Origin of the sequence: Georgenia sp. EYE_87, assembly GCF_023148685.1 — a bacterium.
Lineage (GTDB): Bacteria > Actinomycetota > Actinomycetes > Actinomycetales > Actinomycetaceae > Georgenia.
Genome location: NZ_JAHXNL010000001.1, coordinates 727139 through 748571 on the forward strand (window position 1 = coordinate 727139; position 21433 = coordinate 748571).

General features: G+C 74.2%; 19 protein-coding genes. 4 read left to right on the forward strand and 15 right to left on the reverse strand.

Annotated elements, in window-relative coordinates; translation table 11 throughout:
* Window positions 1-4: 4 nt before the first annotated feature.
* Entirely contained in the window at window positions 5-1276 is a 1272-nt protein-coding gene (locus KZX45_RS03235; protein ID WP_248256240.1) for an FAD-dependent oxidoreductase, read from the reverse strand.
* A gap of 111 nt (window positions 1277-1387) precedes the next feature.
* On the opposite strand from KZX45_RS03235, the gene KZX45_RS03240 reads away from it, so the two are divergent.
* Window positions 1388-2164, forward strand: a complete 777-nt coding sequence (locus tag KZX45_RS03240; RefSeq protein ID WP_248256241.1) for an IclR family transcriptional regulator — start codon at window positions 1388-1390, stop codon at window positions 2162-2164.
* Window positions 2165-2268: 104 nt separating this feature from the next.
* Here KZX45_RS03240 and KZX45_RS03245 read toward each other — a convergent pair whose 3' ends face one another.
* Window positions 2269-3219, reverse strand: coding sequence for a 5'-3' exonuclease (locus KZX45_RS03245; RefSeq protein WP_248256242.1), 951 nt, complete (start codon window positions 3217-3219; stop codon window positions 2269-2271).
* Between the two features lie 255 nt (window positions 3220-3474).
* Here KZX45_RS03245 and KZX45_RS03250 point away from each other — a divergent pair, with 255 nt between their 5' ends.
* Entirely contained in the window at window positions 3475-3897 is a 423-nt protein-coding gene (locus KZX45_RS03250; RefSeq protein WP_248256243.1) for a hypothetical protein, read from the forward strand.
* A gap of 41 nt (window positions 3898-3938) precedes the next feature.
* Here KZX45_RS03250 and KZX45_RS03255 read toward each other — a convergent pair whose 3' ends face one another.
* The 4 genes from KZX45_RS03255 to KZX45_RS03270 form a co-directional block, all read right to left on the reverse strand.
* Complete coding sequence (locus tag KZX45_RS03255) at window positions 3939-5102, reverse strand: ABC transporter permease (protein WP_248256244.1); 1164 nt, start codon at window positions 5100-5102, stop codon at window positions 3939-3941.
* On the reverse strand, window positions 5099-6265 hold the full coding sequence (locus KZX45_RS03260; protein ID WP_248256245.1) for an ABC transporter permease: 1167 nt from the start codon (window positions 6263-6265) through the stop codon (window positions 5099-5101). The genes KZX45_RS03255 and KZX45_RS03260 overlap by 4 nt, the downstream gene beginning before the upstream one ends.
* A gap of 2 nt (window positions 6266-6267) precedes the next feature.
* A complete protein-coding gene (locus KZX45_RS03265; RefSeq protein ID WP_248256246.1) occupies window positions 6268-7251 on the reverse strand; it encodes an ABC transporter ATP-binding protein in 984 nt (327 codons plus the stop codon).
* Window positions 7252-7474: 223 nt separating this feature from the next.
* Complete coding sequence (locus KZX45_RS03270; protein ID WP_248256247.1) at window positions 7475-8392, reverse strand: TIGR03619 family F420-dependent LLM class oxidoreductase; 918 nt, start codon at window positions 8390-8392, stop codon at window positions 7475-7477.
* A gap of 300 nt (window positions 8393-8692) precedes the next feature.
* Here KZX45_RS03270 and KZX45_RS03275 point away from each other — a divergent pair, with 300 nt between their 5' ends.
* Window positions 8693-9820: a DUF932 domain-containing protein gene (locus KZX45_RS03275; RefSeq protein ID WP_248256248.1), complete on the forward strand. Its 1128-nt coding sequence runs from the start codon at window positions 8693-8695 to the stop codon at window positions 9818-9820.
* A 9-nt stretch (window positions 9821-9829) separates the two neighbouring features.
* Here the strand turns inward: KZX45_RS03275 and KZX45_RS03280 are convergent, their stop codons facing one another.
* From KZX45_RS03280 to KZX45_RS03315, 8 genes are all read right to left on the reverse strand, one after another.
* Window positions 9830-10168, reverse strand: coding sequence for a hypothetical protein (locus tag KZX45_RS03280; RefSeq protein WP_248256249.1), 339 nt, complete (start codon window positions 10166-10168; stop codon window positions 9830-9832).
* Between the two features lie 245 nt (window positions 10169-10413).
* A complete protein-coding gene (locus tag KZX45_RS03285; protein WP_248256250.1) occupies window positions 10414-11406 on the reverse strand; it encodes an ornithine cyclodeaminase family protein in 993 nt (330 codons plus the stop codon).
* A gap of 138 nt (window positions 11407-11544) precedes the next feature.
* Window positions 11545-12216: a GntR family transcriptional regulator gene (locus tag KZX45_RS03290; RefSeq protein WP_248256251.1), complete on the reverse strand. Its 672-nt coding sequence runs from the start codon at window positions 12214-12216 to the stop codon at window positions 11545-11547.
* 28 nt (window positions 12217-12244) lie between these two features.
* Window positions 12245-15736: a proline dehydrogenase family protein gene (locus tag KZX45_RS03295; protein ID WP_248256252.1), complete on the reverse strand. Its 3492-nt coding sequence runs from the start codon at window positions 15734-15736 to the stop codon at window positions 12245-12247.
* A 309-nt stretch (window positions 15737-16045) separates the two neighbouring features.
* On the reverse strand, window positions 16046-16774 hold the full coding sequence (locus KZX45_RS03300) for a DUF72 domain-containing protein (protein ID WP_248256253.1): 729 nt from the start codon (window positions 16772-16774) through the stop codon (window positions 16046-16048).
* Window positions 16775-16784: 10 nt separating this feature from the next.
* Window positions 16785-17807, reverse strand: coding sequence for a PHP domain-containing protein (locus KZX45_RS03305; RefSeq protein WP_248256254.1), 1023 nt, complete (start codon window positions 17805-17807; stop codon window positions 16785-16787).
* 10 nt (window positions 17808-17817) lie between these two features.
* Window positions 17818-18840, reverse strand: coding sequence for an asparaginase (locus KZX45_RS03310; RefSeq protein WP_248256255.1), 1023 nt, complete (start codon window positions 18838-18840; stop codon window positions 17818-17820).
* Entirely contained in the window at window positions 18828-20288 is a 1461-nt protein-coding gene (locus KZX45_RS03315) for an MFS transporter (RefSeq protein WP_248256256.1), read from the reverse strand. The genes KZX45_RS03310 and KZX45_RS03315 overlap by 13 nt, the downstream gene beginning before the upstream one ends.
* Before the next feature lie 31 nt (window positions 20289-20319).
* Here KZX45_RS03315 and KZX45_RS03320 point away from each other — a divergent pair, with 31 nt between their 5' ends.
* Window positions 20320-20814 (forward strand): MerR family transcriptional regulator, encoded by a 495-nt coding sequence (locus KZX45_RS03320; protein ID WP_248256257.1) that lies wholly within the window; start codon window positions 20320-20322, stop codon window positions 20812-20814.
* On the opposite strand, the gene KZX45_RS03325 is transcribed toward KZX45_RS03320, so the two are convergent.
* Window positions 20769-21383 carry a dihydrofolate reductase family protein gene (locus tag KZX45_RS03325; protein WP_248256258.1) on the reverse strand — a complete coding sequence of 205 codons (615 nt, stop codon included), beginning with the start codon at window positions 21381-21383 and terminating at the stop codon, window positions 20769-20771. The genes KZX45_RS03320 and KZX45_RS03325 overlap by 46 nt on opposite strands.
* Window positions 21384-21433 lie beyond the last annotated feature (50 nt).

Here is a 21433-nt window from a genome sequence, read left to right on the forward strand (position 1 = left end):
TCTCTCAGGCGCGGGCGGGGGTGGGTGCGGAGGTGGCCTCGGCCGGCGCGTCGCCGCCGACCGGCTGGGGGACGTTCCCGGCGTCGGCCCCGTCCCGGACGGGACCGTACAGCCAGTCCACGAGGTGGTAGTCGTAGGTGTCGCGCCGGCGGAACGCCTCGTCGCGCAGGATCGTCGGGACGTGGCTGTCCACGTGCCAGATGTCGCCCCAGACGCGGGCGGTGGACTGGACGTTGCCGGCCGCCTCGACCCGCTCGGACTCGTACTGGGCCAGGGCGCGGTCGACGTTCTCGGAGTCCCAGGCGCCGTCGCCGAGGGGGGCCAGCGCGGCGGAGATCGACGCGCCGTCGAGCAGAGACTGGCCGGCGCCCTGGGCGAGGTACTGCAGCATGGCGTGCGCCGCGTCCCCGAGCAGCGAGATGCGGCCCTTGGTCCAGTTCTTCAGCGGCTCACGGTCGGCCATCGGCCAACGCTTGATGCGGCCGAGCGACGGGATCGCCACGCGGACCTGCTCGCACATCCCGGCGTAGGTGCGGTCCAGCTCCTCGGGGGTTCCCCAGTCCTCCTTGCCGTCCAGGTACTCCTGGCTGCGGAAGACGGCGACCTGGTTGTACAGCTTGCCGGCGCGGACCGGGTACTGGACCAGGTGCAGGCCCGGGCCCATCCAGACGACGACGTCGTCCATGTCCATGCGGCGGTCCACGTCCTCGATCGGGACGGCGCCGCGGTAGGCGACGTAGCCGGAGGGGACCGGCTCGTCCTCGACGATCTGCTTGCGGACGACCGAGTGGAGCCCGTCCGCGCCGATGAGCAGCTGGCCGGTGAGCGTGGCGCCGTTGGCGCAGGTGAGGACGACGGAGTCGCCCTTGTCCTCGATGTCGGTGACCTTGTGGTCGGTGCGCAGCACGACGTTCGGCTCGGCCTCGGCGGCCTCGCGCAGGGCGTCGAGCAGATCGCTGCGGTGCAGCACGATGTAGGGCGCGCCGTAGCGCCGGCGCGCGTCGACCAGGTCGAGCGTGGTGAGCATCTCGCCGGAGACGGCGTTCATGAACACCAGCCGCTTGGGCTGGACGGACAGCGGCAGGATCTTCTCGAGCACGCCGACCTCGTCGAGCATGCGCGTGATGTTCGGGGCGAGCTGCAGCCCGGCGCCGACCTCGGCGAACTCGGGCGCCTGCTCGAGCACCGTCACCCGGAGGCCCTTGCGAGCGAGCATGAGGGCCGCTCCGAGTCCGCCGATGCCGCCCCCGGCGATGATCACCTGATCTGTGGACACAGTCCGCCTCCTCGCTGACTATCGCGCCCCGCCGCCGTGGTCGGGGTCACATGTTTGAACGACGTTAACCCGACCCTTCCACTGTGTGCAACACCACGGTATGATGATTCTGTGCAGCAGAAAACCGATCCGTACCGCATCGAGGCGGTCGACCGTGCCCTGCAGCTCCTCGGCCTGCTGCGTGACCGCGGGCGTCTGAGCGTGACCGAGGCGGCGCAGGAGCTCGGCGTGGCGCCGTCCACGGCGCACCGTCTCCTCAGCACGCTCGGGCACCGCGGCTGGGCGGTGCAGGGCGAGCGCAAGCTCTACGAGGCCGGGCCGGAGCTGGCCGCGTCCGCCGCCGTGCCCGCCGGCATCCCCGAGGTCGTCCGCACCCTGCGGCCCTACCTCGACGCGCTCTTCGCGGAGCTCGGCGAGACGTCGCACCTCATGGTCCTCATCGGCTCGGACGTGCGCTTCGTCGACGGCATCGAGAGCGACCGCAGCCTCCGGGTGGGCCTCCGGGTCGGCACGCGCATGCCCGCCTACACGACCTCGGGCGGCAAGGCGATGCTTGCCGAGCTCTCCCCCGACGCGCTCGCCGCGCTGCACCCGGGCGGGCTGCGGCCGTGGCCCGGAGGCCACGCGACGAACCTCGCGGAGCTGACGGCCGAGCTCGACCGGGTGCGCTCGCAGCGCTTCGGCTTCAACCAGGAGGAGAGCGAGCCTGGTGTCGCGGCGCTCGGGGCCTCGCTCGGGACGGCGGCGGGCGAGGTGCGCGCCGCGCTCACGGTGGCCGTGCCGACCGCCCGGTTCACCGGGGAGGACGCCGAGAAGATCGCCTCCGTCCTGGTGGAGGCCTGCGCCCGGGCGCGCGCCGAGCTCTGGCTGGCGGAGGCGGCCCGCTGAGGCGGCTTCCCGCGGCGGCCCCCTGACACGGCTTCCCGCGGCGGAGCGCTGTGGCGGCTCCCGGGGCGGAGCACTGAGGGCGAGCGGCAGCCGGCCGGCGCGGCTCAGCCCGCGCGGCGCTCCCCCGCCGCGGTGAGCGCCTGGACCACCCGGGTCATCGAGGAGGTCAGGTTCCACCGCTCGGCCAGGGCGGCGACGGCCGCCGGGTCCGCGGGCGCGTCCGGCAGCGTGTCGTCCACGTCGGCCACCGGGGCGTCGTGGGCCACGCGCACGACGGTGGGCGCGACGGCGAGGTAGTCCCACGCCGCGCGGAACTTCGCCTGCTGACCGGCGCTCACCTCGCCCGCCTCGACCGCCGCGAGCACGCCGGCGAGCGTGCCGTGCTTGCGCAGCAGCGAGGCCGCGGTCTTCTCCCCCACGCCGGCCACGCCCGGCAGACCGTCGCTCGGGTCGCCCCGCAGCGTCGCCATGTCGGCGTACGCGACGCCGGTCTCCACCCCGTACCGCTCCTGCAGGTAACCCTGGTCCACCACCTGAAGGTTCTTGACGCCCTTGACCGGGTACAGCACGCGCACCCCGGCGGCGTCGTCCACGAGCTGGAAGAGGTCCCGGTCGCCCGTGACGACCTCGACCGGCGCACGCCGGCCGTCCTGGGCGACCTCGCGCGCCACCAGCGTGCCGATGACGTCGTCGGCCTCGAAACCGGGCGCGCCGGCCCGGGCGATCCCGAGGGCGGCGAGCGACTCCACGATGACCGGCACCTGCGCGGTCAGGGCCGGCGGCACCTCCTCCCCGCCGTCGGCCGCGAGGCGGTGCTCCTTGTAGGAGGGGATCGCGGCCACGCGGAACGCCGGCCGCCAGTCGTCGTCCCAGCACGCCACGACGCGGGAGGGGCGCCGGTCCGTCACGAGCTGGGCGATCATGTCGAGGAACCCGCGCACGGCATTGACCGGCGTGCCGTCGGGCGCCTTGATGCTGTCGGGGACGCCGTAGTAGGCGCGGAAGTACAGCGAGGCGGAGTCGAGCAGCAGCAGCGGCTCACCGGCGTTCGTCATGGCCTCAGCATGCCCTAAGGCCAGCGCCGTACCGCCCGGGCCGGGCCGGCGCGACACACCGCCCGCGCCCCGGCTACCGCACCGAACTGCCCGCGCCACGACTGCCCCGCGCCGCCCGTCGCCGACGGCGGACCGCCCCTTCCCGGTCGCGGGACCAAGGCCTCTCGTCATGCGGTGCCGGGCCGACCCAGGATGGGGTGACGGAGCGCCGGGGCGTGCCGGCCTCGGCCCGTGTCACCCCGGAAGGAGAAGAACATGCCGAAGCTGTCGAAGGCCACCGCGTCGTCCCACCAAGGCTTCCCGGGGTTCGCGGACGCCTACGAGCAGGAGATCGGCGACTGGACGGTCACGATCGAGGCCACCCTGGCCGACTTCGACCTCGCGCCGTTCTTCAGCGGTGCGCCGAACGACCAGTGTCAGGGGCACCACCTGGGCTACGTGCTCAGGGGGAAGTTCGGCGTCCGGACGGCAGGCGGCGGGGAGGAGATCTTCGAGGCCGGTGACGCGTTCGTCATCGAGCCCGGGCACACGCCGCTCATCTTCGCCGACAGCGAGTACGTCGCCTTCACCCCCACGAAGGAGGCGAGGGAGGAGAGCGCGGTGCTCATGCCGAACGTGGCCAGGTACGCCGCTGAGCACGGGATCGAGCTGCCGCGCCCGGAGACGTCCTCCTCCTGATCCTCCTGACGCGCGCGCTGATCCTCCTGACGCGCGCGCCGTCACATCGCCCGGGCCAGGCTGCGGCGCAGCGCCCACGACCCCAGGGCGAGGGTCGCGGCGGCCATGGCGAGCAGCACGCCGAGACGGGGCAGGATGTCGGCCAGGGTGGCCTCGTGCCGCTGGATGTCGGCGAGGGCCTCGTAGGCCCAGGCGTGCGGCGTCACGTGCGAGACCCCGCGCAGGGTGTCCGGGAACAGCTCGAGCGGCAGCATCCCGCCGCCGAGGGCCGCGAGGACGAGGCCGAGGCCGATGCCCAGCCCGACGGCGGCGTTCTCGTTGTCCAGCAAGGAACCGATGAGCATCGCGGCCCCCGCGGCCACCGCGGCGAAGGACGCCAGCACGAGCAGCGAGAGCCCCAGGTCGCCCCACTCCACGCCGAAGAGCAGCGCGGTCGCCGCCATGATGTAGGCGCCCTGGAAAAGGGCGATGACGAACCGGCCGAGCGCCTGGCCGGCCACCAGCTCGGTCGTGGAGACCGGGGCGGTGAGCGCCCGCGCGACCACCCCGTAACGGCGGCCCTGGATGAGCGTGCTGGACCCGGCGAGCGAGATCAGGAACACGAACAGGAGCAGTTGGGACGCCGCCCCGATGTCGAACTGCCCCACCCCGGAGAACTCCTGCGCCACCTCGTCCACGTCCGTCACCTCGAGGCGGGGAGGCTCGAAGTCGTGGCCCGCACTGTCCAGGGCGGCCGCCGCTGCTCCCGCCTCCACCCCTGCCGCGGTCAGCGCGGCCACCTGGCCCTGCTGCGCTGTGACGGCCCGGACCGCGGCCTGGGCCCGCTGCACCGTGACCGGGGCGCCGGCCTGCGAGCTGGCGACGATGTCGAGGGTGACGTCCTCGCCCGCGGCGTACGAGGCGGCGTCGGCGTCGTCCAGCCAGAGCCCGGCGTCGGCGCGACCGCGAGCGACCTGCTCGAGGGCGTCGTCGTCGTCGGCGAGGGTGACGCTCACGTCGCGGTCCTCGAGGGCGGCGACGACGGCGCCGCGCAGCTCGCTCTCCCCGCCCACGACGACCATGCTGCCGGTGGTGCCCCCGCCGCCGAACTGCGAGCCGAGCACCAGCACGAGGACCAGCGGGAACACGAAGACGAAGAAGATGTTGGAGCGGTCACGGAGGAACCGCCGAAGCTCGACGGCGGCGATGGCCAGCACGGGTCTCACAGGTCCCTCCCCCGGTCCGGCACCAGCAGGGAGGCTGCGGTGACGACGGCGGCGAACGCGAGCATGTAGAGGATCGGGACGCCGATGTCGGTGATCCCTCCGCCCCCCGACGTGATGCCCAGGCCACGGATGAACGCGGCGACCGGGTTGAGGTCGAGGAGCTGGCCGGCGAGGCCCGAGGCGGTGAGGGGGAAGAAGGCGCCGCCCGCCGTGCCCAGCCCGATGGCGAAGATGGACTGCAGGACGTTGGCCTGCTCGGCCGTGCGCGCGACGCGTGCGATGACCAGCATGAGCGAGGTCGCGGCGGTCACGGCGCACACGACCAGCACGCCCACCGCGAGTGCGGATCCGAAGGTGACGTCGAACAGCAGAGAGCCGACGACGAGGAGCACCGTGGTGGCGACGACGCCGAGGACGAAGCTGACCAGGGCCTTCGCGGCCACGACCAGACCCGGCCGCATCGGCATCGAGCGGAGGCGGGCGAGCGTGCCCTGCTCGCGCTCGTTCACCAGGCTCAGCACGCCGAAGCCGACGGTGAAGAGCAGGAAAAGGCCGGCCTGCCCCGCGACCAGCGTGCCCAGGCCACTGAGCTGCTCGCTGGACGCCTCTCCCTGGGCGAGGGCGACGGTCGGGCCGGCCGTGGCGGCCTGCTGCGCGATCGCGCCCACCTGCTCGGGCGGCAGGGCGAGCCTGTCCGCTGCCCCGGCGGCCACCGTGCCGGCGGCGAGCTGGTCGAGCACTCCCTGGACGACCGCGACGAGGACGTCGGACTCGATCCCCGCCCCGTTCCCCTCGACGATGTCGACGACGGGCCCCTCCCCGAGGGCGAGCGCCTCGCCGAAGCCCTCCGGGACCACGAGGCCGAGGTCGGCGGCGCCGGCCTCGGCGAGCTCGCGGACCTCGGTCGCCCCGACCTCCCGCACGGTGACCTGGGGCGACTCGAGCTCTCCGAGCGCGGCGACGAGGACGGCGGCCAGCTCGTCGTCGTCCGGGACGGCGGCCGCCACGGTGACCGGCTCCAGCTCGAGGTCCTCGGTCCCGCCGAAGACGAGGTTGAAGACCAGCATGAGCGCGAGCGGGACGACGAGCGCGAAGATGATGACGGACCTGTCCCGGACCCGCTGGCGCAGGTCGGACGCGGTCATTGTCCAGAGCTGGTTCACGGTCAGTCCCGCAGGGCCTTGCCGGTCAGGTGCAGGAACACCGACTCCAGGTTGGGCCGGGTGATCTCGACACCGGTCAGCGACATCCCGGCGCCGGTGGCCCCGTTCACGACGGCGGCGACGGCGGCCGGTGCGTCACGCACGGTCAGCACGATGTCCCGCCGGTCGGCGTCGACGTGGACCACGGCCGGGAGCGCTGCGAGGGCCTCGGCGGCCGCGCCCGTGCTCCCGCCGCCGCTGAGACGGATGCGGTCGACGCCGCCGACGAGCCGGATCAGCTCGTCACGGGTGCCCTCGGCCTGGAACCGCCCGGAGTCGACGATCGCGATGCGGTCGCACAGCCGCTCGGCCTCCTCCATGTAGTGGGTCGTGTACAGCACCGCCATCCCCTCCACGGACAGCGCCTCGACGGACTCGAGGATCGCGTTGCGCGACTGCGGGTCCACGCCCACGGTCGGCTCGTCGAGGATGAGCAGCGTCGGCCGGTGGAGGAGCCCGATGCCGATGTTGAGCCGGCGCTTCATGCCGCCGGAGTACTCCTTGGTGGCGTCCTTGGCGCGGTCGGCCAGGCCGACGAGCTCGAGCACGGTGTCGATCCGCGCCCCGAGCTCCTTTCCCCGCAGTCCCTGGAGACGGCCGAAGAAGGTGAGGTTCTCGCGGCCGGTGAGCTCGGGGTAGATCGCGAGGTCCTGGGGCACCAGGCCGATGTGCCGCTTGACCTCGGTGCGCGTGGGCCCCATCGGCTGCCCGGCCACGGTGACGGTGCCCGCGTCGGCCGCGACGAGGCCGGCGATCATGGAGATGGTCGTGGTCTTGCCTGCGCCGTTGGGCCCCAGGAGCCCGTACGTCTCGCCCGGCGCGATGCGGAACGAGACGCCGTCGACGGCGGTGAGGTCACCGAAGCGGCGGACCAGGTCGGTGACGACGAGGACGTCGTCCGTCGCCTCGGTCCGGGTCGGGCGGTCGTCGGTGCGAGTGGTCGTCACTGCGCTACGCCTGCCTGTGGGTCTGGGGTCCCGGCGGGGCCGCTGTCGTTGCATCGTGTCACGCACCGTCTGCGCGCTCAGGCAGTTTTCGGACCGTGCTCCTAGTGTTCATGCGCCGGTCACCTGATTCCTGCGGGCCGAGGGGACCAAGGGCCCAGCCGGCCCGTCATTCCGGTGCCCCGCGCGGCGGCTCTCCTGGCATCCGCGATCCGGCGTCGCCGCGTCAGCATCCCGGCGCCGGCGTCCCGGCCGGCGCCAGCGCCTCGAGCACCTCGTGGGCACGCCGGACGGCGGCGGCCGGGTCCGCGTCGGGATGGCCCACGGCAGGGTCGAAGTTGAGGTCGGCGAAGAGCTCGGTGACGCCCTGCGCGGCGAGCGCCGGCAGGTCGGCGCGGACCTCGTCGAGCGTGCCTGTGAGGCGCGGCCCGCGCGGGCCGCCGCGGACAACCCCGCGGCAGACGAACCGCAGCGGTCCGGGATCCCTGCCGTGCGCCCGGGCGGCGTCCCGGACCCGGTCGATCGAGGTCGACAGATCGTCGAGGTCGGCCCTGCTGGCACTGATCCACCCGTCGGCGAGGCGCCCCACCCGGTCGAGCGCCCGGGGGGCCGCTCCGCCGAGCAGCAGGGGCGGTGCGGGGCGCTGCACCGGCTTCGGCCGGACGACTGCCGCCGGAACCTGGTAGAACGCGCCGGAGAACTGCACCGGGTCCTGCCCCCAGAGCGCCCGCAGGCACGCGAGGTACTCCTCGGCGCGGGCACCGCGCCGCTCGTAGGGCGTCCCGGCCGCGACAAACTCCTCGCGCTCCCAACCGAGGCCGAGCCCGACGTCGAGGCGGCCTCCGGAGAGCACGTCGAGGGTGGCGAGCTGCTTGGCCAGCACGACGGGCGGCTGGAAGGGCATGTTGACGATCGCGGTGCCGAGGCGGATCCGGTCCGTGACCGCAGCTGCGTGGGCGAGGGTGACGACCGGGTCGAGCACGGAGGTGTAGACCGGCGGCAGGTGCGACCCCTCGGGGACGAGCAGGCGCTGGAACGTCCACAGGGACCGGTAGCCGAGCTCCTCGGCCCTCCGCGCGATGCCGACGACGTTCTCCGGTGTCGCCCAGGCGCCGGAGACGGGCAGGGCGAAGCCGATGTCCATACCTGACCGCCTCCCGCCGCGCGTCCGCCGTCACGGTCACGGCCCGCGCGGCCATGGTCCCACCCGCCGTCGTCCCCGGTGACGGCCCGCCGCGGTCGCCCCGATGGCGGCCGCGCTCGCCATGGTGCCGCGCGGCGTGGGTCGGCGCCAGCACCGCCTCCGGGCGGGCGGCCTCCGGGCGGGCGGCCTCCGGGCGGGCCGCCGTTGTCCACAGCCGTGCGGTCGGGCGCCGGGAGGGTGTGGAGGCCGCCGGCGCGATGTGGGCGGGTGGCGGTTGGCTGCGGTCAAGGAGGCAAGACCATGACCACAGAGACACTGCTGTCCCTCAACACTCAGACCCTCATCGGCAACACCTCGCAGCGCGGCACGGCCTGGCACTACCGGGCCGAGATGCAGGGCGCGGAGCCGAACCACTATCCGGGGCCGATCCCGACCGACGACGTCGCCCGCCGGCTCTTCGGCTGGCGGGCCCAGTCCCGGCCCGTCGCCGTCGAGCGCCCGGCGGACGCGGCGACGATGACGCACCTGAACGCCAGTGGCGAGCCAGTCCGCTGGGTGGCCGTGGAGTCACGGCAGGCCATCGTCCGCTCGGACCGCGACGACGGCACGGTGCTCGGGGTCTTCACCCAGGCGTACGAGCCGCACCAGTACACCGACTACCTGCTCCGCACGGTGTCGGACATTCTCGACGACTCACTGACGGTCAGCTCCGCGGGGCTGCTCCGCGACGGCGCCATCGCCTGGGTCGAGGTGAGCATGCCGGAGTCGATCACGACGCCGGAGGGGGTCGAGTTTCGGCCCAACCTGCTGGCCACCACCACCCACGACGGCTCGTTGGCGACGACGTACAAGCGCACGGTGACGGACGTCGTGTGCGACAACACCCGCGCCGTCGCCCTGGCCGAGCGCGGGCAGGAGCTGCGCATCCGCCACTCGCGCAACTCCCGGGTCAAGCTGGACGCGGCCCGCCGCGCCCTGACGATCGTCCACACGACCGGCGAGGCCTTCGCCGAGGAGATCCGTCGGCTGTGCCGGATCGACGTGGACCGGCGTACGTGGTCCAGGTTCCTCGATTCCTGGGTGCCCCTGAAGGGGCCGCGCGACGAGCCGTTGCCGCCGCGTGCGCTGAAGCACGCCGAGCGGAAGCGGGAGGCGATCGACGAGCTCTACGTCCACGACCGCCGGGTCGAGCCGTGGGGCGGGACCGCCCACGCGGTGCTTCAGGCGGTGAACACCTACGAGCACCACGCCAGCCCGATGAGAGGTCCCTCCAGGGCGCAGCGCAACATGCTTCGCACGGTGGACGGGACCTACGCGTCGCTGGACCGGGCGGTCTGGTCGGCGCTGGAGCGCGTGCTGCCCGACGGGCCTGCGGATCGCGCCGCGGCCACGGAGCCGGCGAAGAGCTGGGTGCTGGTGGGCGGGTGAGGCGACCCGTCAGCGACCGAAGGTCTCGTAGTACTCCCACGACGGGGGCACCGAACGGCGGCCCAGGGTGCCGGCCCGGACGGGCGCGAGGGCGGGCACCGGTCGCATCCGCGAGCCGTGCGCCTCCGCGGCCGCGGACGCACCGGCGGAGAGCACCGGGGAGAGGCCCATCACGAGCCCTGCACCCATGACGACGGCGAGGAGCGCCGCGAGCAGAGTGCTGGTGATCCCGGCGGAGGCGAGCAGCCCGGTCACAAGCAGCCCGCCGGCGAAGAGCACCCATCCACGGCGGGCGGGAGACAGCTTGGCGAACCAACCAGAACTGCTGGGGACGCGGGGGCGGCGCATCGGACCTCCAGGGGAAGAAGTGGTTGAGACGGGACGTTAGTCCCGGGTAAAAACGGACGCGAGGCGTTGTCCGATTGATCCCCTAATTTCCGCCGGCCCGTCTCAGGATTCGGACCAGCCCGGTCGACGTGGACAGCTCGACCCGCCGCCCAGCCCCCGGTCTCACCCAAGGCCGACAGTCTCGCCCAAGGCCGATCACACGTCGCCCCGTGCGGGCGAGTCGCACCGCTGAAGGGCTGCCCGTCTCAGTCGCTTCGTCTCGCCGCTGCGCGGAAGATCGCCGCCGCCACCACAAGGTCCTCCCACGGCATGCCGGTGCCCTTGAACAGGCGCGGGCCCGAGCTCTCGAGCCGGGCGCGGCCGGTGACGACGTCGTGCAGGGTGACGAGCTCGTCCTCCTTGAGCGTTCCGGACGCGAGCGGGATGACGACGTCGCCCGCCTCGCGGAGCGTGCTCGCGCGGGACTCCACGACGACGCTCGCCCGGCGGACGAGCGCGTCGTCCACCTCGCGGGCGTCCGGGAAGTGCGAGCCCATCGCGACGACGACGGCTTCGTCCTTGACGAGGTCTCCGTCGAAGAGGGGCGTCGGGGACGCGGTGCAGCAGCAGATGAGATCGGCGTCCTCGACCGCGGCGGCTGCGTCCTCGAGACGGCAGGTCCGCACCGTCGCGCCGGCGGCCCGGACCTCCTCGGCGAGGCGCTCGAGCGGTGCGTGCGTGCGGCCCACCAGGGTGACGTCGGCGACGGTGCGGGACTCGAGCAGGGCGAGGGCGTGGCCGCGGGCCTGCGTCCCGGTGCCGAAGACCGTGAGTCGCTCGGGGCCGGAGGGCGTGGGCGCCAGGTGCCGGACGGCGAGGGCCGAGACCGCAGGGGTGCGCAGGTTGGTCAGGGCGATGCCGTCGACCACCGCCGCCGGCCGCTGGCCCGGCCCCTCGAACAGCACGTACGCCCCCTGGATGAGAGGCAGGTCGGTGTTGCCGGGCGTGCTCGAGAGCAGCTTGACCCCGGAGAGGTCGCCGAGCGTGGACGGCATGATGAGGAGCTCCCCGGTCGCCGTCGTCACCCGGGAGCGCGGGGCGTCCCGCTCGGGGTCCAGCCCGCCGAGGAGCGCCGCCTCGAGAGCGTCGACGGCGGCCGTCGTCGAGGTCGTGCGGGCGACGTCCTCGGCGGAGATGAGGGCCATGCCGGCGAAGTGCGCGGGCGCAACCCCGCCGGCGTCCTGGTCGGGTCTGGTCATGGTGCCTTTCCGGCGCGCATGGACGCCATGGTTGTCGGGAGACGGGCGGCCCGGCACTGCGGTCGGGCCGTCCGCCCGTCCCTGAGATCCGGCCGTCCACCACTGGACGTGCGGGGCCCCGCCCGCCGGCGCCCGGGGTCAGCCCGTCGCTGAGGCTGGGCCGGCCTCCGGCAGCGGACTTGCCCAGTCTCCCCGGACGTGGCCGAGGTGCGTGCTCATCACGCGGGCGGCCCGCTCGCCGTCCCCGGCGACGAGCGCGTCCAGCAGGTCCGCGTGCTCCGCCGCGGAGCACTCCAGCTGGCCCTCCTCGGCGAGGTTGTGCAGGCCGTACAGGCGGGTCTGGTCGCGCAGGGTGGCCACGAACTTCACGAGCCGCCCGTTGCCGAGCAGCTCGAGCAGCGAGAGGTGGAACTCCCGGTCGGCCGAGAGGAACCTGGCGACGTCCTTGGCCGCCGCGGCCGCGGCGCTCTCCTCGGCGTGCCGGCGCACCTCCGCCTCACGCCCGGCGATGCCCTCCTCGCCGAGCCGCCGCATCGCCGGCACCTCGAGCATGAGCCGGAGCTCGTGGATCTCGTCGAGGTCGTCCTCGGTCAGGCGCGTCACCTGGAACCCGACGTTGGGGACCACCTGCATGATCCCCTGCTCGACCAGCGTGAGCATCGCCTCGCGGACGGGACCGTTCGAGGTGCCGAGCCGTGCGGCCATGCCGGCCGCGGAGTGGATCTCGCCGGGCCGGATCTCGCCCGAGACCATGCCCTGACGGATGACCGCCAGGGCCTGGTCCTTGAGGCTGGGCCGGGTGAGCTTCACGACGGCGTCCTTGCGTGGGTCACGGCGGTCAGTGCCCGGCCGGCAGGTGACCGAAGCGGTGGAGGGTGCGGGAGACGGCCTGCTCGCGCAGGAAGGCGAGCAGCTCGCGCCGCCCGGTGGCGAGCACCGGCCCGTCGAGCACCGTGACCGCGGGTGAGGCCAGCTCGTCGACGACGCGGGCCGCCTCGTCGCCCGAGCCGATGACCCGGACGCGGTCCACGGGCTCGCGGCGCACCTGGGCGATGAACTCCTCGGTGCTCTCCCCGCGTGTGACGTGCTCGGCCAGTCGGCGCAGCCCCGCCCGGGCCGTCTCGGCGGAGGCGTCGAGGGCCTTCAGGGCCGCGCTGGTCTCCGGGTCGAGGCTGACGCGGACGCGGCTGCCGGCGAGCTCGGCGGCCAGCAGCACCCGGACGAGCTCGACGACGGACGCCCCGGGCACGGTGCGCACCGTCACCTCGGTGGGCCGGTACCGGAAGATGTTGGCCTCGACCTCCAGGCCGCTCTCGTCCTTCTCGACCCCGAGGTCGGCCGCCCACGCGGCGGCGTCGGAGGCGACGGCGGACCGCAGCCAGGACCGGTCGGCCTGGGAGGTGACCAGGCCGGTGTAGTCGTCCAGGGCCCCGCGCACGTCCGACGTGGTCTCACCCTGCTGCGCGGGGACGCCGTCGGGCGCCCACGTGCCGAGCTGCGCGACGTAGTTCGGACCGCCGGCCTTCGCGCCCGGGCCCACCGAGGAGGACTTCCAGCCGCCGAAGGACTGGCGCCGCACGATCGCCCCGGTGATGTGCCGGTTGACGTAGGCGTTGCCGACCTCGACCTTCTCCAGCCAGCGGTCGATCTCGGCCTCGTCGAGGGAGTGCAGGCCCCCGGTGAGGCCGAATGCGGTGGCGTTCTGCAGCGTGACGGCCTCGTCCAGGTCCTTCGCGTACATGATGCCGAGCACGGGACCGAAGGCCTCGGTGAGGTGGAAGAAGGACCCGGGTGCGACGTCGTCCTTCAGGCCCGGGGACCACAGACGCCCGCTGTCGTCGAGCTGGCGGGGCTCCACGAGCCACTTCTCGCCCGGCTCGAGGACGGTCAGCGAACGCTCGAGCTTGCCGGTGGGCGGCTCGATGACCGGGCCCATCGTCGTCGTCAGGTCGGTCGGCCAGCCCACGCGAAGCGACTTCACGGCGTCGACCAGCTGGCGGCGGAGCCGCTCGGACCGGCCGGCGGACCCGACCAGGATGACCAGGGACGCGGCGGAGCACTTCTGCCCGGCGTGCCCGAACGCGCTCTTGACGAGGTCGGCCACCGCGAGGTCGTAGTCCGCCGCGGGCGTGATGACCAGGGCGTTCTTGCCCGACGTCTCCCCCAGCACGCGCGCCCCGCCCGGGCGACCACGGCGCCAGGACATGAACATCTCGGCGGTCTCGGCGGCGCCGGTGAGAATGACGGAGTCGACCCCCTCGTGGGCGACCAGCGCCCTGCCGACCTCACGCTCGTCGGTGCGCACCACCTGCGCGACGTCTCCCGGCACACCCGCGGCGTGCAGCGCGGCCATGGCGATCTCGGTGCAGCCGGGCACGTGATGGGCCGGCTTGATGACGACGGCGGAGCCGGCGGCCAGCGCGGCGAGGACGCCGCCGATCGGGATCGCCACGGGGAAGTTCCACGGCGGCGTGACCAGCGTGAGCACGTCCGGGGTGAACCGGGCGCCGTCCGCGTGCAGCGAGGCACCCGCCTCGAGCTCGAGGGCGCGGTCGGCGTAGTAGCGGGCGAAGTCGATCGCCTCGGAGACCTCCGGGTCCGCCTGGTCGATGGTCTTGCCACCCTCGTGGACCATCTGGGTGATCAGCGCGCCGCGCCGGTCCTCGAGCTCGTCGGCGGCGCGGCGCAGCAGCGCGGCGCGCTCGGCGGCCGGCGTGGCGGCCCACGCCCGCTGCGCGTCCCGGCCGCGGGCGACGACCTCGTCGACCTCGGCGACCGAGCCGAGAAGTGGCGAGGTCAGCGGCGCGGGCGAGGCGGAGACGAGCCGCCCGGCCCACTCGCGCACCTCGGGCAGCGCAGGGTCGGAGTCGGTGGCGTTGGTGAAGGTCTCGCCGGCCGGCGCGTGCTCGGGCGAGCGACGCGGCGCCGTCGAGGTCGTGGGGATGTCCCGCACAGACGCACGGAAGCGGCGCTCCTGGTCGGTCATCGCCTCCTCGCCGCCGGCGAAGAGCCCGTGGAGGAAGTTCTGGGACTGGGCGTTCTCCTCCAGGCGGCGGATCAGGTAGGAGACCGCCACGTCGAAGTCCTCGGGCGCGACGACGGGGGTGTAGAGGATCACCGAGCCGACCGTGTCGCGCACCGCGCGTGCCTGCGAGGGTGCCATGCCCTGCAGCATCTCGACGTCGAGGGACGCGCCGACGCCGCGGCGCTCGGCGAGCAGGTGCGCCAGGGCCACGTCGTAGAGGTTGTGGGAGGCGACGCCGAGGCGCACGACGCCGGCGAGCTCCGGGCGGAGCGTGCGCTCGACGAGCCGCAGGTAGTTCGCGTCCACCTCGTCCTTGCTGGTGTACGGGGCCTGCTCCCAGCCGTGCAGCTTCGCCTCGACGTGCTCCATGGACAGGTTTGCGCCCTTGACAAGGCGGATCTTGATGGGTGCGCCGCCGTCGGCCACGCGCTTCCGGGCGAACGCGAGGAGCTCGTCGAGCCCGCGGTTGGCGTCCGGCAGGTAGGCCTGGAGCACGATGCCGGCCTCGAGATCCGTGAACTCCGGCTCCGAGAGCAGTGCGGTGAACACCTCGATGGTCAGGTCGAGGTCCCGGTACTCCTCCATGTCCATGTTGACGAAGGCGTGGGGCGAGCGGGCCTTGGCGGCCCGGTAGATCGGGCGCAGCCGCTCGGTGACGCGGGCCACCGTGCCCGCGGTGTCCCAGGTGGAGATCTGCGAGACGAGCGAGGAGACCTTGATCGAGACGTAGTCGACGTCGTCGCGCTCGAGCAGCGCCCGCGTGCGGTCGGCCCGGGAGGCCGCCTCGGACTCGCCGAGGACCGCCTCGCCGAGCAGGTTGATGTTCAGCCGGAAGCCCTCCGCCCGCGCCCGGACGAGGTGCTGCGCGAGCGCCGGGTCGTGAGCGTCGACCACGAGGTGACCGACCAGCTGGCGCAGCCGCTTGCGTGCCAGCGGCACGACGACGCCCGGGGCCAGCGGCGCGACCTTCGCGCCGACGGCGAGCAGCGCACGGTCCGACGTCGAGAGGAACCCGGCCGCACCGGCGGACAGGCCGGTCAGCTCGTGGGCGGCCACCCGGGAGTCCTCCGGCCGGGCCACGCGGTCCACGAACCGCACGGCGAGGTCGAGCCCCTGCGGGTCGCCGACCAGGCCCGCCAGCTGCTGGGAGGTCGCCCGCTCCTTGTCGGACTGCCCTGCCTCGGTGGCCGCCAGCCACTCGTCAGCGAGGGTGACGGCGTCCTCGACGAGCGCGGACAGGTCGGCCGGGACGCCGGCGGGCTCCGCCGTCGGCTCGTCGTGGCGGTGGGTGGTGCTCGCAGCCATGGGTGCTCCTGTCGGCAACGGCTCGCCGGTGGCTGACGCGGGGATTCAGGCCACGACGCCCGGTGAGTGATTGATTACCTGTTACTCGGTAGCAGGAAACTAGCACCCCTGGGCCGGGCGTCAACCCATGCGCCGGTCGGCATCGGCCAACCGGGCGGAACGGCCGCGCAGCCCGTTCCCACGCAGCCCGTTCCGGCGCAGCCCGTTCCGGCGCAGCCCGTTCCCACGCAGCCCGTTCCCACGCAGCTCGTTCCCGGGCGGTCCGCTCCCGGTCCGTCCTCTCGCGGGCCGGCCGTCGCGGGCGCCGCCTCAGCCCCCCAGCAGCTCGCGCAGCCGGCGCGCGTTGCGCACGGCGTGCCCGTCGCCGTCATTGTTGAAGTAGAGGAAGACCTCCCTGCCGGCGCCCTCCCACTCCCGCACGCGGTCCGCCCACCAGCGCAGGTCGTCCTCGCCGTAGGAGCCGCCGTAGAGATGGTGGCGGTCTGGTCCGTGGAGCCGGACGTACACGAACGGGGCGGTGGCTCGCAGGACGCACGGCAGGCCGGCGCCGCTCATCACGCAGTAGGCCGCGCCGTGCCGCTCCAGCAGGTCGTAGACCGCGCCGTCGTCCCAGCTGGGGTGGCGCAGCTCCACCGCGACGCGCATCCACCACGGCAGCCGGTCGAGGAAGTACGCGAGCCGGGCGTCGTCGCGCTGCTGCGAGGGCGGCAGCTGCACGAGCAGGACCGCCCGCCGCTCCCCCAGCTCGTGCCACGACCGCATCATCCGCTCGACCCAGACCTCCGGGGAGTACAGGCGCCTGCCGTGAGTCAGGCCGCGGGGCGCCTTCACCGACAGCTGGAAGCCGGGCGGCAGGCGCCGGCGCCACCCGGCGAAGGCCGCCTCGCGCGGCCAGCGGTAGAAGCTGGCGTTCAGCTCGACGGTGCCGAACTCCGCGGCGTAGCGGTCGAGGCGGTGGCGGGGGTGGAGCCCCGGTGGGTAGAGGACGCCCTCCCAGTGGTCGTAGGACCACCCGGAGGTGCCCACGTGCGCGCTCACGCCCCTGCCCTCATCGTCCGTGCCGTCCGGTCCAGGCGAGCAGCTCCTCGAGCGGTGCCGCGTTGACGATGCGCTCCCGGGTGATCCCGACCTCCTGCGCGCGCTGGCAACCGAGATCGAGGAAGTCGAGCTGGCCGGGCGCGTGGGCGTCGGTGTCGATCGAGACGAGGCAGCCGGTCTCCTCCGCGAGCCGGAGCAGCCGGGTGGGCGGGTCGCGTCGTTCCGGCCGCGAGTTGATCTCCACGGCGACGCCGGAGTGGCGGCACGCCTCGAAGACCGCCTCGGCGTCGAAGCGGGACTCCGGCCGGGTGCCCCGGCCGCCGGTGATGAGGCGCCCCGTGCAGTGGCCGAGGACGTCGACGTGCGGGTTCGTCACCGCGGCGACCATCCGGCGGGTCATCTCGGGCGCGTCCGTGCGCAGCTTGGAGTGCACGCTCGCCACCACGACGTCGAGCCGGTCGAGGAGCTCGTCCTCCTGGTCCAGGGTGCCGTCCTCGAGGATGTCGACCTCGATGCCGGTGAGGAGGCGGAACGGTGCGAGCTCGGCGTTGAGGCCGGCGACGACATCGAGCTGCTCACGCAGCCGCTCGGGGCTCAGCCCGTTGGCGACGGTCAGGCGTGGCGAGTGGTCGGTGAGGGCGAGGTAGGAGTGCCCGGCGCCGACGGCGGCCTCGGCCATCTCCCGGATCGGGCTGCCGCCGTCGGACCAGTCGGAGTGGGAGTGCAGGTCCCCGCGCAGCCACCCGCGCACGGTCTCCCCGCCGGGGACGAGCGGGAAGGCGGCCCGGGCCTCGAGGTCGGCCAGGTAGTCGGGCACCTGGCCGGCGGCGGCCTGGGCGGCCACAGCGGCGGTCCTGGGTCCGACGTCGGGCAGGGCGGTGAGCGTGCCGGCACGCAGCCGCGCATCGACCTCGCCCGGCGGCAGGGACTCCAGCCGCCACGCCGCCCTGCGGAACGCCCGGACGCGGTGGTTCTCGGCCAGCTCGCGCTCGAGCAGGAACGCCACGCGTTTGAGCGCCGAGACCGGGTCCACGCGCCCGACGTTACTTCCGGACCGCCGCCCCGGCCCGCCGGGGCACGGCACCGGCGTCGGCGAGCCAGCGCCGCGTGCGGGTGGCCCAGTCCTCCCCGTCGCCGTCCTGGGTGGCGAGGACCGCGGCGAGCAGGAGGCGGGCCTGCCAGTGGGAGAGGTCGCCGGCCATCACGGCGCCGGCCGCGGCGAGGTCGGCCCCGCCGCCCGCGTAGAGGCCGGCGACGGCGCCCGAGCCGGTGCGGGAGGTGACGACCACTGGCAGGCCGCGCTCGAGCAGCCGCACGAGGGCCGCGGTGACCGGCGGGGTGGTGTTCCCGGCGCCGAACCCGGCGACGACGAGGCCGCGCGCCCCGCCGCGCACGGCGGCGTCGACGTCGGTGGCGTCCACGCCGAGGTACTGCGGCACGACGGCGACCCGGGGCAGGTCCGTCGTCCCGGGCGGCAGGAGTGCGGCGGGGATCTCGGGCCGGGCGTGGCGCCGCACCCCGGTCTCGTCCACGTGCCCGATCGGTCCCCGGGTGGGGGCGGCGAAGGCCTCGAGCCCGAGGGTCTTGGTCTTGTGCACCCCGACCGCGGGCAGCACGACGTCGGCGAAGGCGATCGTCACGCCCGTCCCCTCGGCCGCGGGGTCGGCCGCCCAGGCCAGGGCCGCGGCGAGGTTGCGGGGGCCGTCCGGGGCGGCGTCGTCGAAGGGCCGCTGGGCGCCGGTCAGGGTCACCGGGGCGGAGGGGCCGAGGGTGAGCCCGAGGAGGAAGGCCGTCTCCTCCATCGTGTCGGTGCCGTGGGTGACGACGACGCCGTCGGAGGCGGCGAGGGCCCGGCGCACCGTGCCGGCGAGCTCGAGCACGGTCGGGACCGTCAGGGCGGAGGAGACGAGCCCCTCCACGTCGAGGACGTCGACGTCGCCGTCGAACCCCCACACGCCTCTGGCGCGCTCGAGCAGCTCGGTGCCCGTCGCGGCGACGACGCGGCCGGCGCCGGTGGCACGCGTGGCGATCGTGCCGCCGGTGGCGAGCAGGGTCAGGCGGGGCACGGCTCCTCCGATCTCGGCGCGTCCGGCGCGCGGGCGGGGCCCATGATGCGGGCCGGGCCCGTTGCACGGGCCGCGCTCATTATGCGGGCCGGGACGGTGATGCGGGAGCGGCCCGCTCTCCGGCCGCGACGGTCCCCCCGCCCGGTCGCCGCCCCACGCAGGGCCGGTCCGGCCCGGCGTCGGGCCCGGCGGGCGGGCGCCGCGGCGCGGGCGGAGATCGCCAGCCCCGCGGTGGCGAGCACGGCCAGCCCGGTGGCGAGGGCCGGCAGCAGGCCGAGGGAGAACCTGTCCACGACGGCGCTGCCGGCGGCGGCCCCCAGGGCGATCCCGAGGTTGAACGCCACGGGCAGCAGGGTGCCAGCGGTGTCGCGGTGCTCGGCGCCCGCGGCGCGCATCATCGCCGTCTGCACGGCGGGGCCGACGGCGCCGGTGGAGACGCCCCAGACGGCGAAGAGCAGGACGTCCAGCGCGGGGTGCACGCCCAGCAGCACCAGCGCGGCGAGGCTGACGGACACCAGGGCGGCGACGGCGACCCCGGTGCCGTGGGGGTACCGGTCCCCCACCCGCCCGACGAGCGCGACGCCGCCGGCGCCGAGCAGACCGAAGAGCAGGAGCAGCGCGGACGCCGGGACGGCGCTGCCCCGGTCGGCGAGCAGCGCGGTGACGAACGTGAAGGCGGCGAAGTGGGCGGCCAGCACCAGCCCGCCGAGCCCGGCGAGGGTGACGAGGTGCCGGAGCGGACACCGCCGGTCCGGCGCCGCTCCCCCGCCGACGGCGGACCGTGGCGCGGGCGTCAGGACGGTCAGCACGGCTGTCGCCGCCAGGAGCGCCAGCACGCTGAGCGCGACGAAGACGGGGCGCCAGCCCCACAGCCCGGCCGCCGCGTTGCCCGCGGGGACGGCCAGCACGGTCCCGAGGGTGCCGCCGCCCAGCACCACGGAGGCGGCCCGGGCGATGCGGTGCTCGGGCACGAGGGCCGCAGAGTGGGCGTTGACCGAGGCCCAGAGCAGCCCGGTGGCGGCGGCCGCGACCACGCGCGAGCCCGCGGCGAGGGCGAACGACCCGGCGAGCGCCGTGACCAGGTTCCCGCCGGCGAAGACGGCGAGCGCGACGGCGATGACGCGGCGACGGTCGAACCGTGCGGTGAGACGGACGAGCGGAAAGCTGGCCAGGACCACCGTCGCCGCCCACACCGAGACGAGGAGGCCGGCCCGGGCGACGGGCACCTCCAGGTCCGCCGCGAGGTGGGGCAGCACCGCGGTGGGCAGCATCTCGCCGGTGACGACGACGAAGGTCGCCCCGGCGAGGGTGAGCAGGCCGGACCAGGGCGTCGGGCCCGCCGTCGTGGGAACGCTTCCGGGCCCTTCCGCGCGCGGGTGCTCCCGACCGCGGCGGAGCGGGCGACGGTCCTGCGTGGCAGGTCTGCGAGCGGGCGTTGTCCGGTCCATGCGCCCACGGTAAAGTCTGACATTGATGTCAATGTCAAGGGGGGTCGGCGTGAAGATCGGCGAGCTGTCCCGCCGGACCGGCGTGGCGCCCCGCCTGCTGCGCTACTACGAGCAGCAGGGGCTCATCGAGGCCGCGCGGTCCGACAACGGGTACCGCAGCTACGGCGAGGAGGACGTCGCCCGGGTGGAACGGGTGGCGCTGCTCGTACGTTCCGGGGTGCCCACCCGCCTGGTGCGGGCCATCCTCGACCTCGAGGGCGCCCGGGCCCCCGAGCTCGCCGCCGTGTGCACCCGCGACGTGGCGGAGAAGCTCGCCGCGGAGCTGCGTGAGCTGGACGCGCGCATCAGCTGCCTGACGCGGAGCCGCGAGACCATTCGCGGGTTCCTCGCGGGCACCGAGCACCGTGAGCTGGTGGGCGCGGCGCCGGCCGCCGCTCGGTCGTCCGCCGCTCAGCCGGTTGCCGATCGGTCGGCCGCCGCTCAGTCGCCGAACGAGCCGACCTCGACCTCGCCCGCGAACTCGTAGGTGTTGAAGAACGCACCCGAGCTGGTGCGTCGCGAGTCCGTGAGCCGCAGTGTGCGGCCGGGCACGCCCTTCTCGAAGAGCCGTTTCCCCTGCCCGAGGACGACGGGGTAGATCCCGACCAGGAGCTCGTCGACGAGGTCGTGGGCCAGGAGGGTCTGCAGGAGGCGGCTGCTGCCCTGGATGAGGATGTCGCCGCCGTCCTGCTCCTTCAGCTCGCTCACCCGTTCGGGCACGCGGTCGGAGATCACGGTGGTGGGCTGCCAGGTCGGCTCGGTCAGCGTGGTGGAGACGACGTACTTCGGCAGGACGTTGAGCTGGGAGGAGATGGGGTCGTCGGGGTCGGCGTGCTCGGGCCAGTAGGACGCGAAGATGTCGTAGGTGCGGCGGCCCAGGAGGAACGCGCCGGTGCGCTCGAACACGCGGGTGATCACGTCCCCCATCTCGGGGTCGGCGAACGGGAACTGCCAGCCGCCGTAGGGGAAGCCGCCCTCGGGGTCCTCCTCGGGGCCGCCCGGCGCCTGCATCACGCCGTCGAGCGAGACGAAACCTGCCATCACGAGCTTGCGCATGAGTGCTCCTCCGAACTCCTGGATGCGGTCCAGCTACGACGTGGTGAGTC

Bases quoted from the DNA above. Each gene is read 5' to 3' on its own strand.
- KZX45_RS03285 (WP_248256250.1), bottom strand. From the start codon at position 11,406: ATGACCAGACCCGACCAGGACGCCGGCGGGGTTGCGCCCGCGCACTTC.
- KZX45_RS03250 (WP_248256243.1), top strand. From the start codon at position 3,475: ATGCCGAAGCTGTCGAAGGCCACCGCGTCGTCCCACCAAGGCTTCCCG.
- KZX45_RS03245 (WP_248256242.1), bottom strand. From the start codon at position 3,219: ATGACGAACGCCGGTGAGCCGCTGCTGCTGCTCGACTCCGCCTCGCTG.
- KZX45_RS03320 (WP_248256257.1), top strand. From the start codon at position 20,320: ATGTCAAGGGGGGTCGGCGTGAAGATCGGCGAGCTGTCCCGCCGGACC.
- KZX45_RS03270 (WP_248256247.1), bottom strand. From the start codon at position 8,392: ATGGACATCGGCTTCGCCCTGCCCGTCTCCGGCGCCTGGGCGACACCG.
- KZX45_RS03275 (WP_248256248.1), top strand. From the start codon at position 8,693: ATGACCACAGAGACACTGCTGTCCCTCAACACTCAGACCCTCATCGGC.
- KZX45_RS03295 (WP_248256252.1), bottom strand. From the start codon at position 15,736: ATGGCTGCGAGCACCACCCACCGCCACGACGAGCCGACGGCGGAGCCC.
- KZX45_RS03280 (WP_248256249.1), bottom strand. From the start codon at position 10,168: ATGCGCCGCCCCCGCGTCCCCAGCAGTTCTGGTTGGTTCGCCAAGCTG.
- KZX45_RS03325 (WP_248256258.1), bottom strand. From the start codon at position 21,383: ATGCGCAAGCTCGTGATGGCAGGTTTCGTCTCGCTCGACGGCGTGATG.
- KZX45_RS03315 (WP_248256256.1), bottom strand. From the start codon at position 20,288: ATGGACCGGACAACGCCCGCTCGCAGACCTGCCACGCAGGACCGTCGC.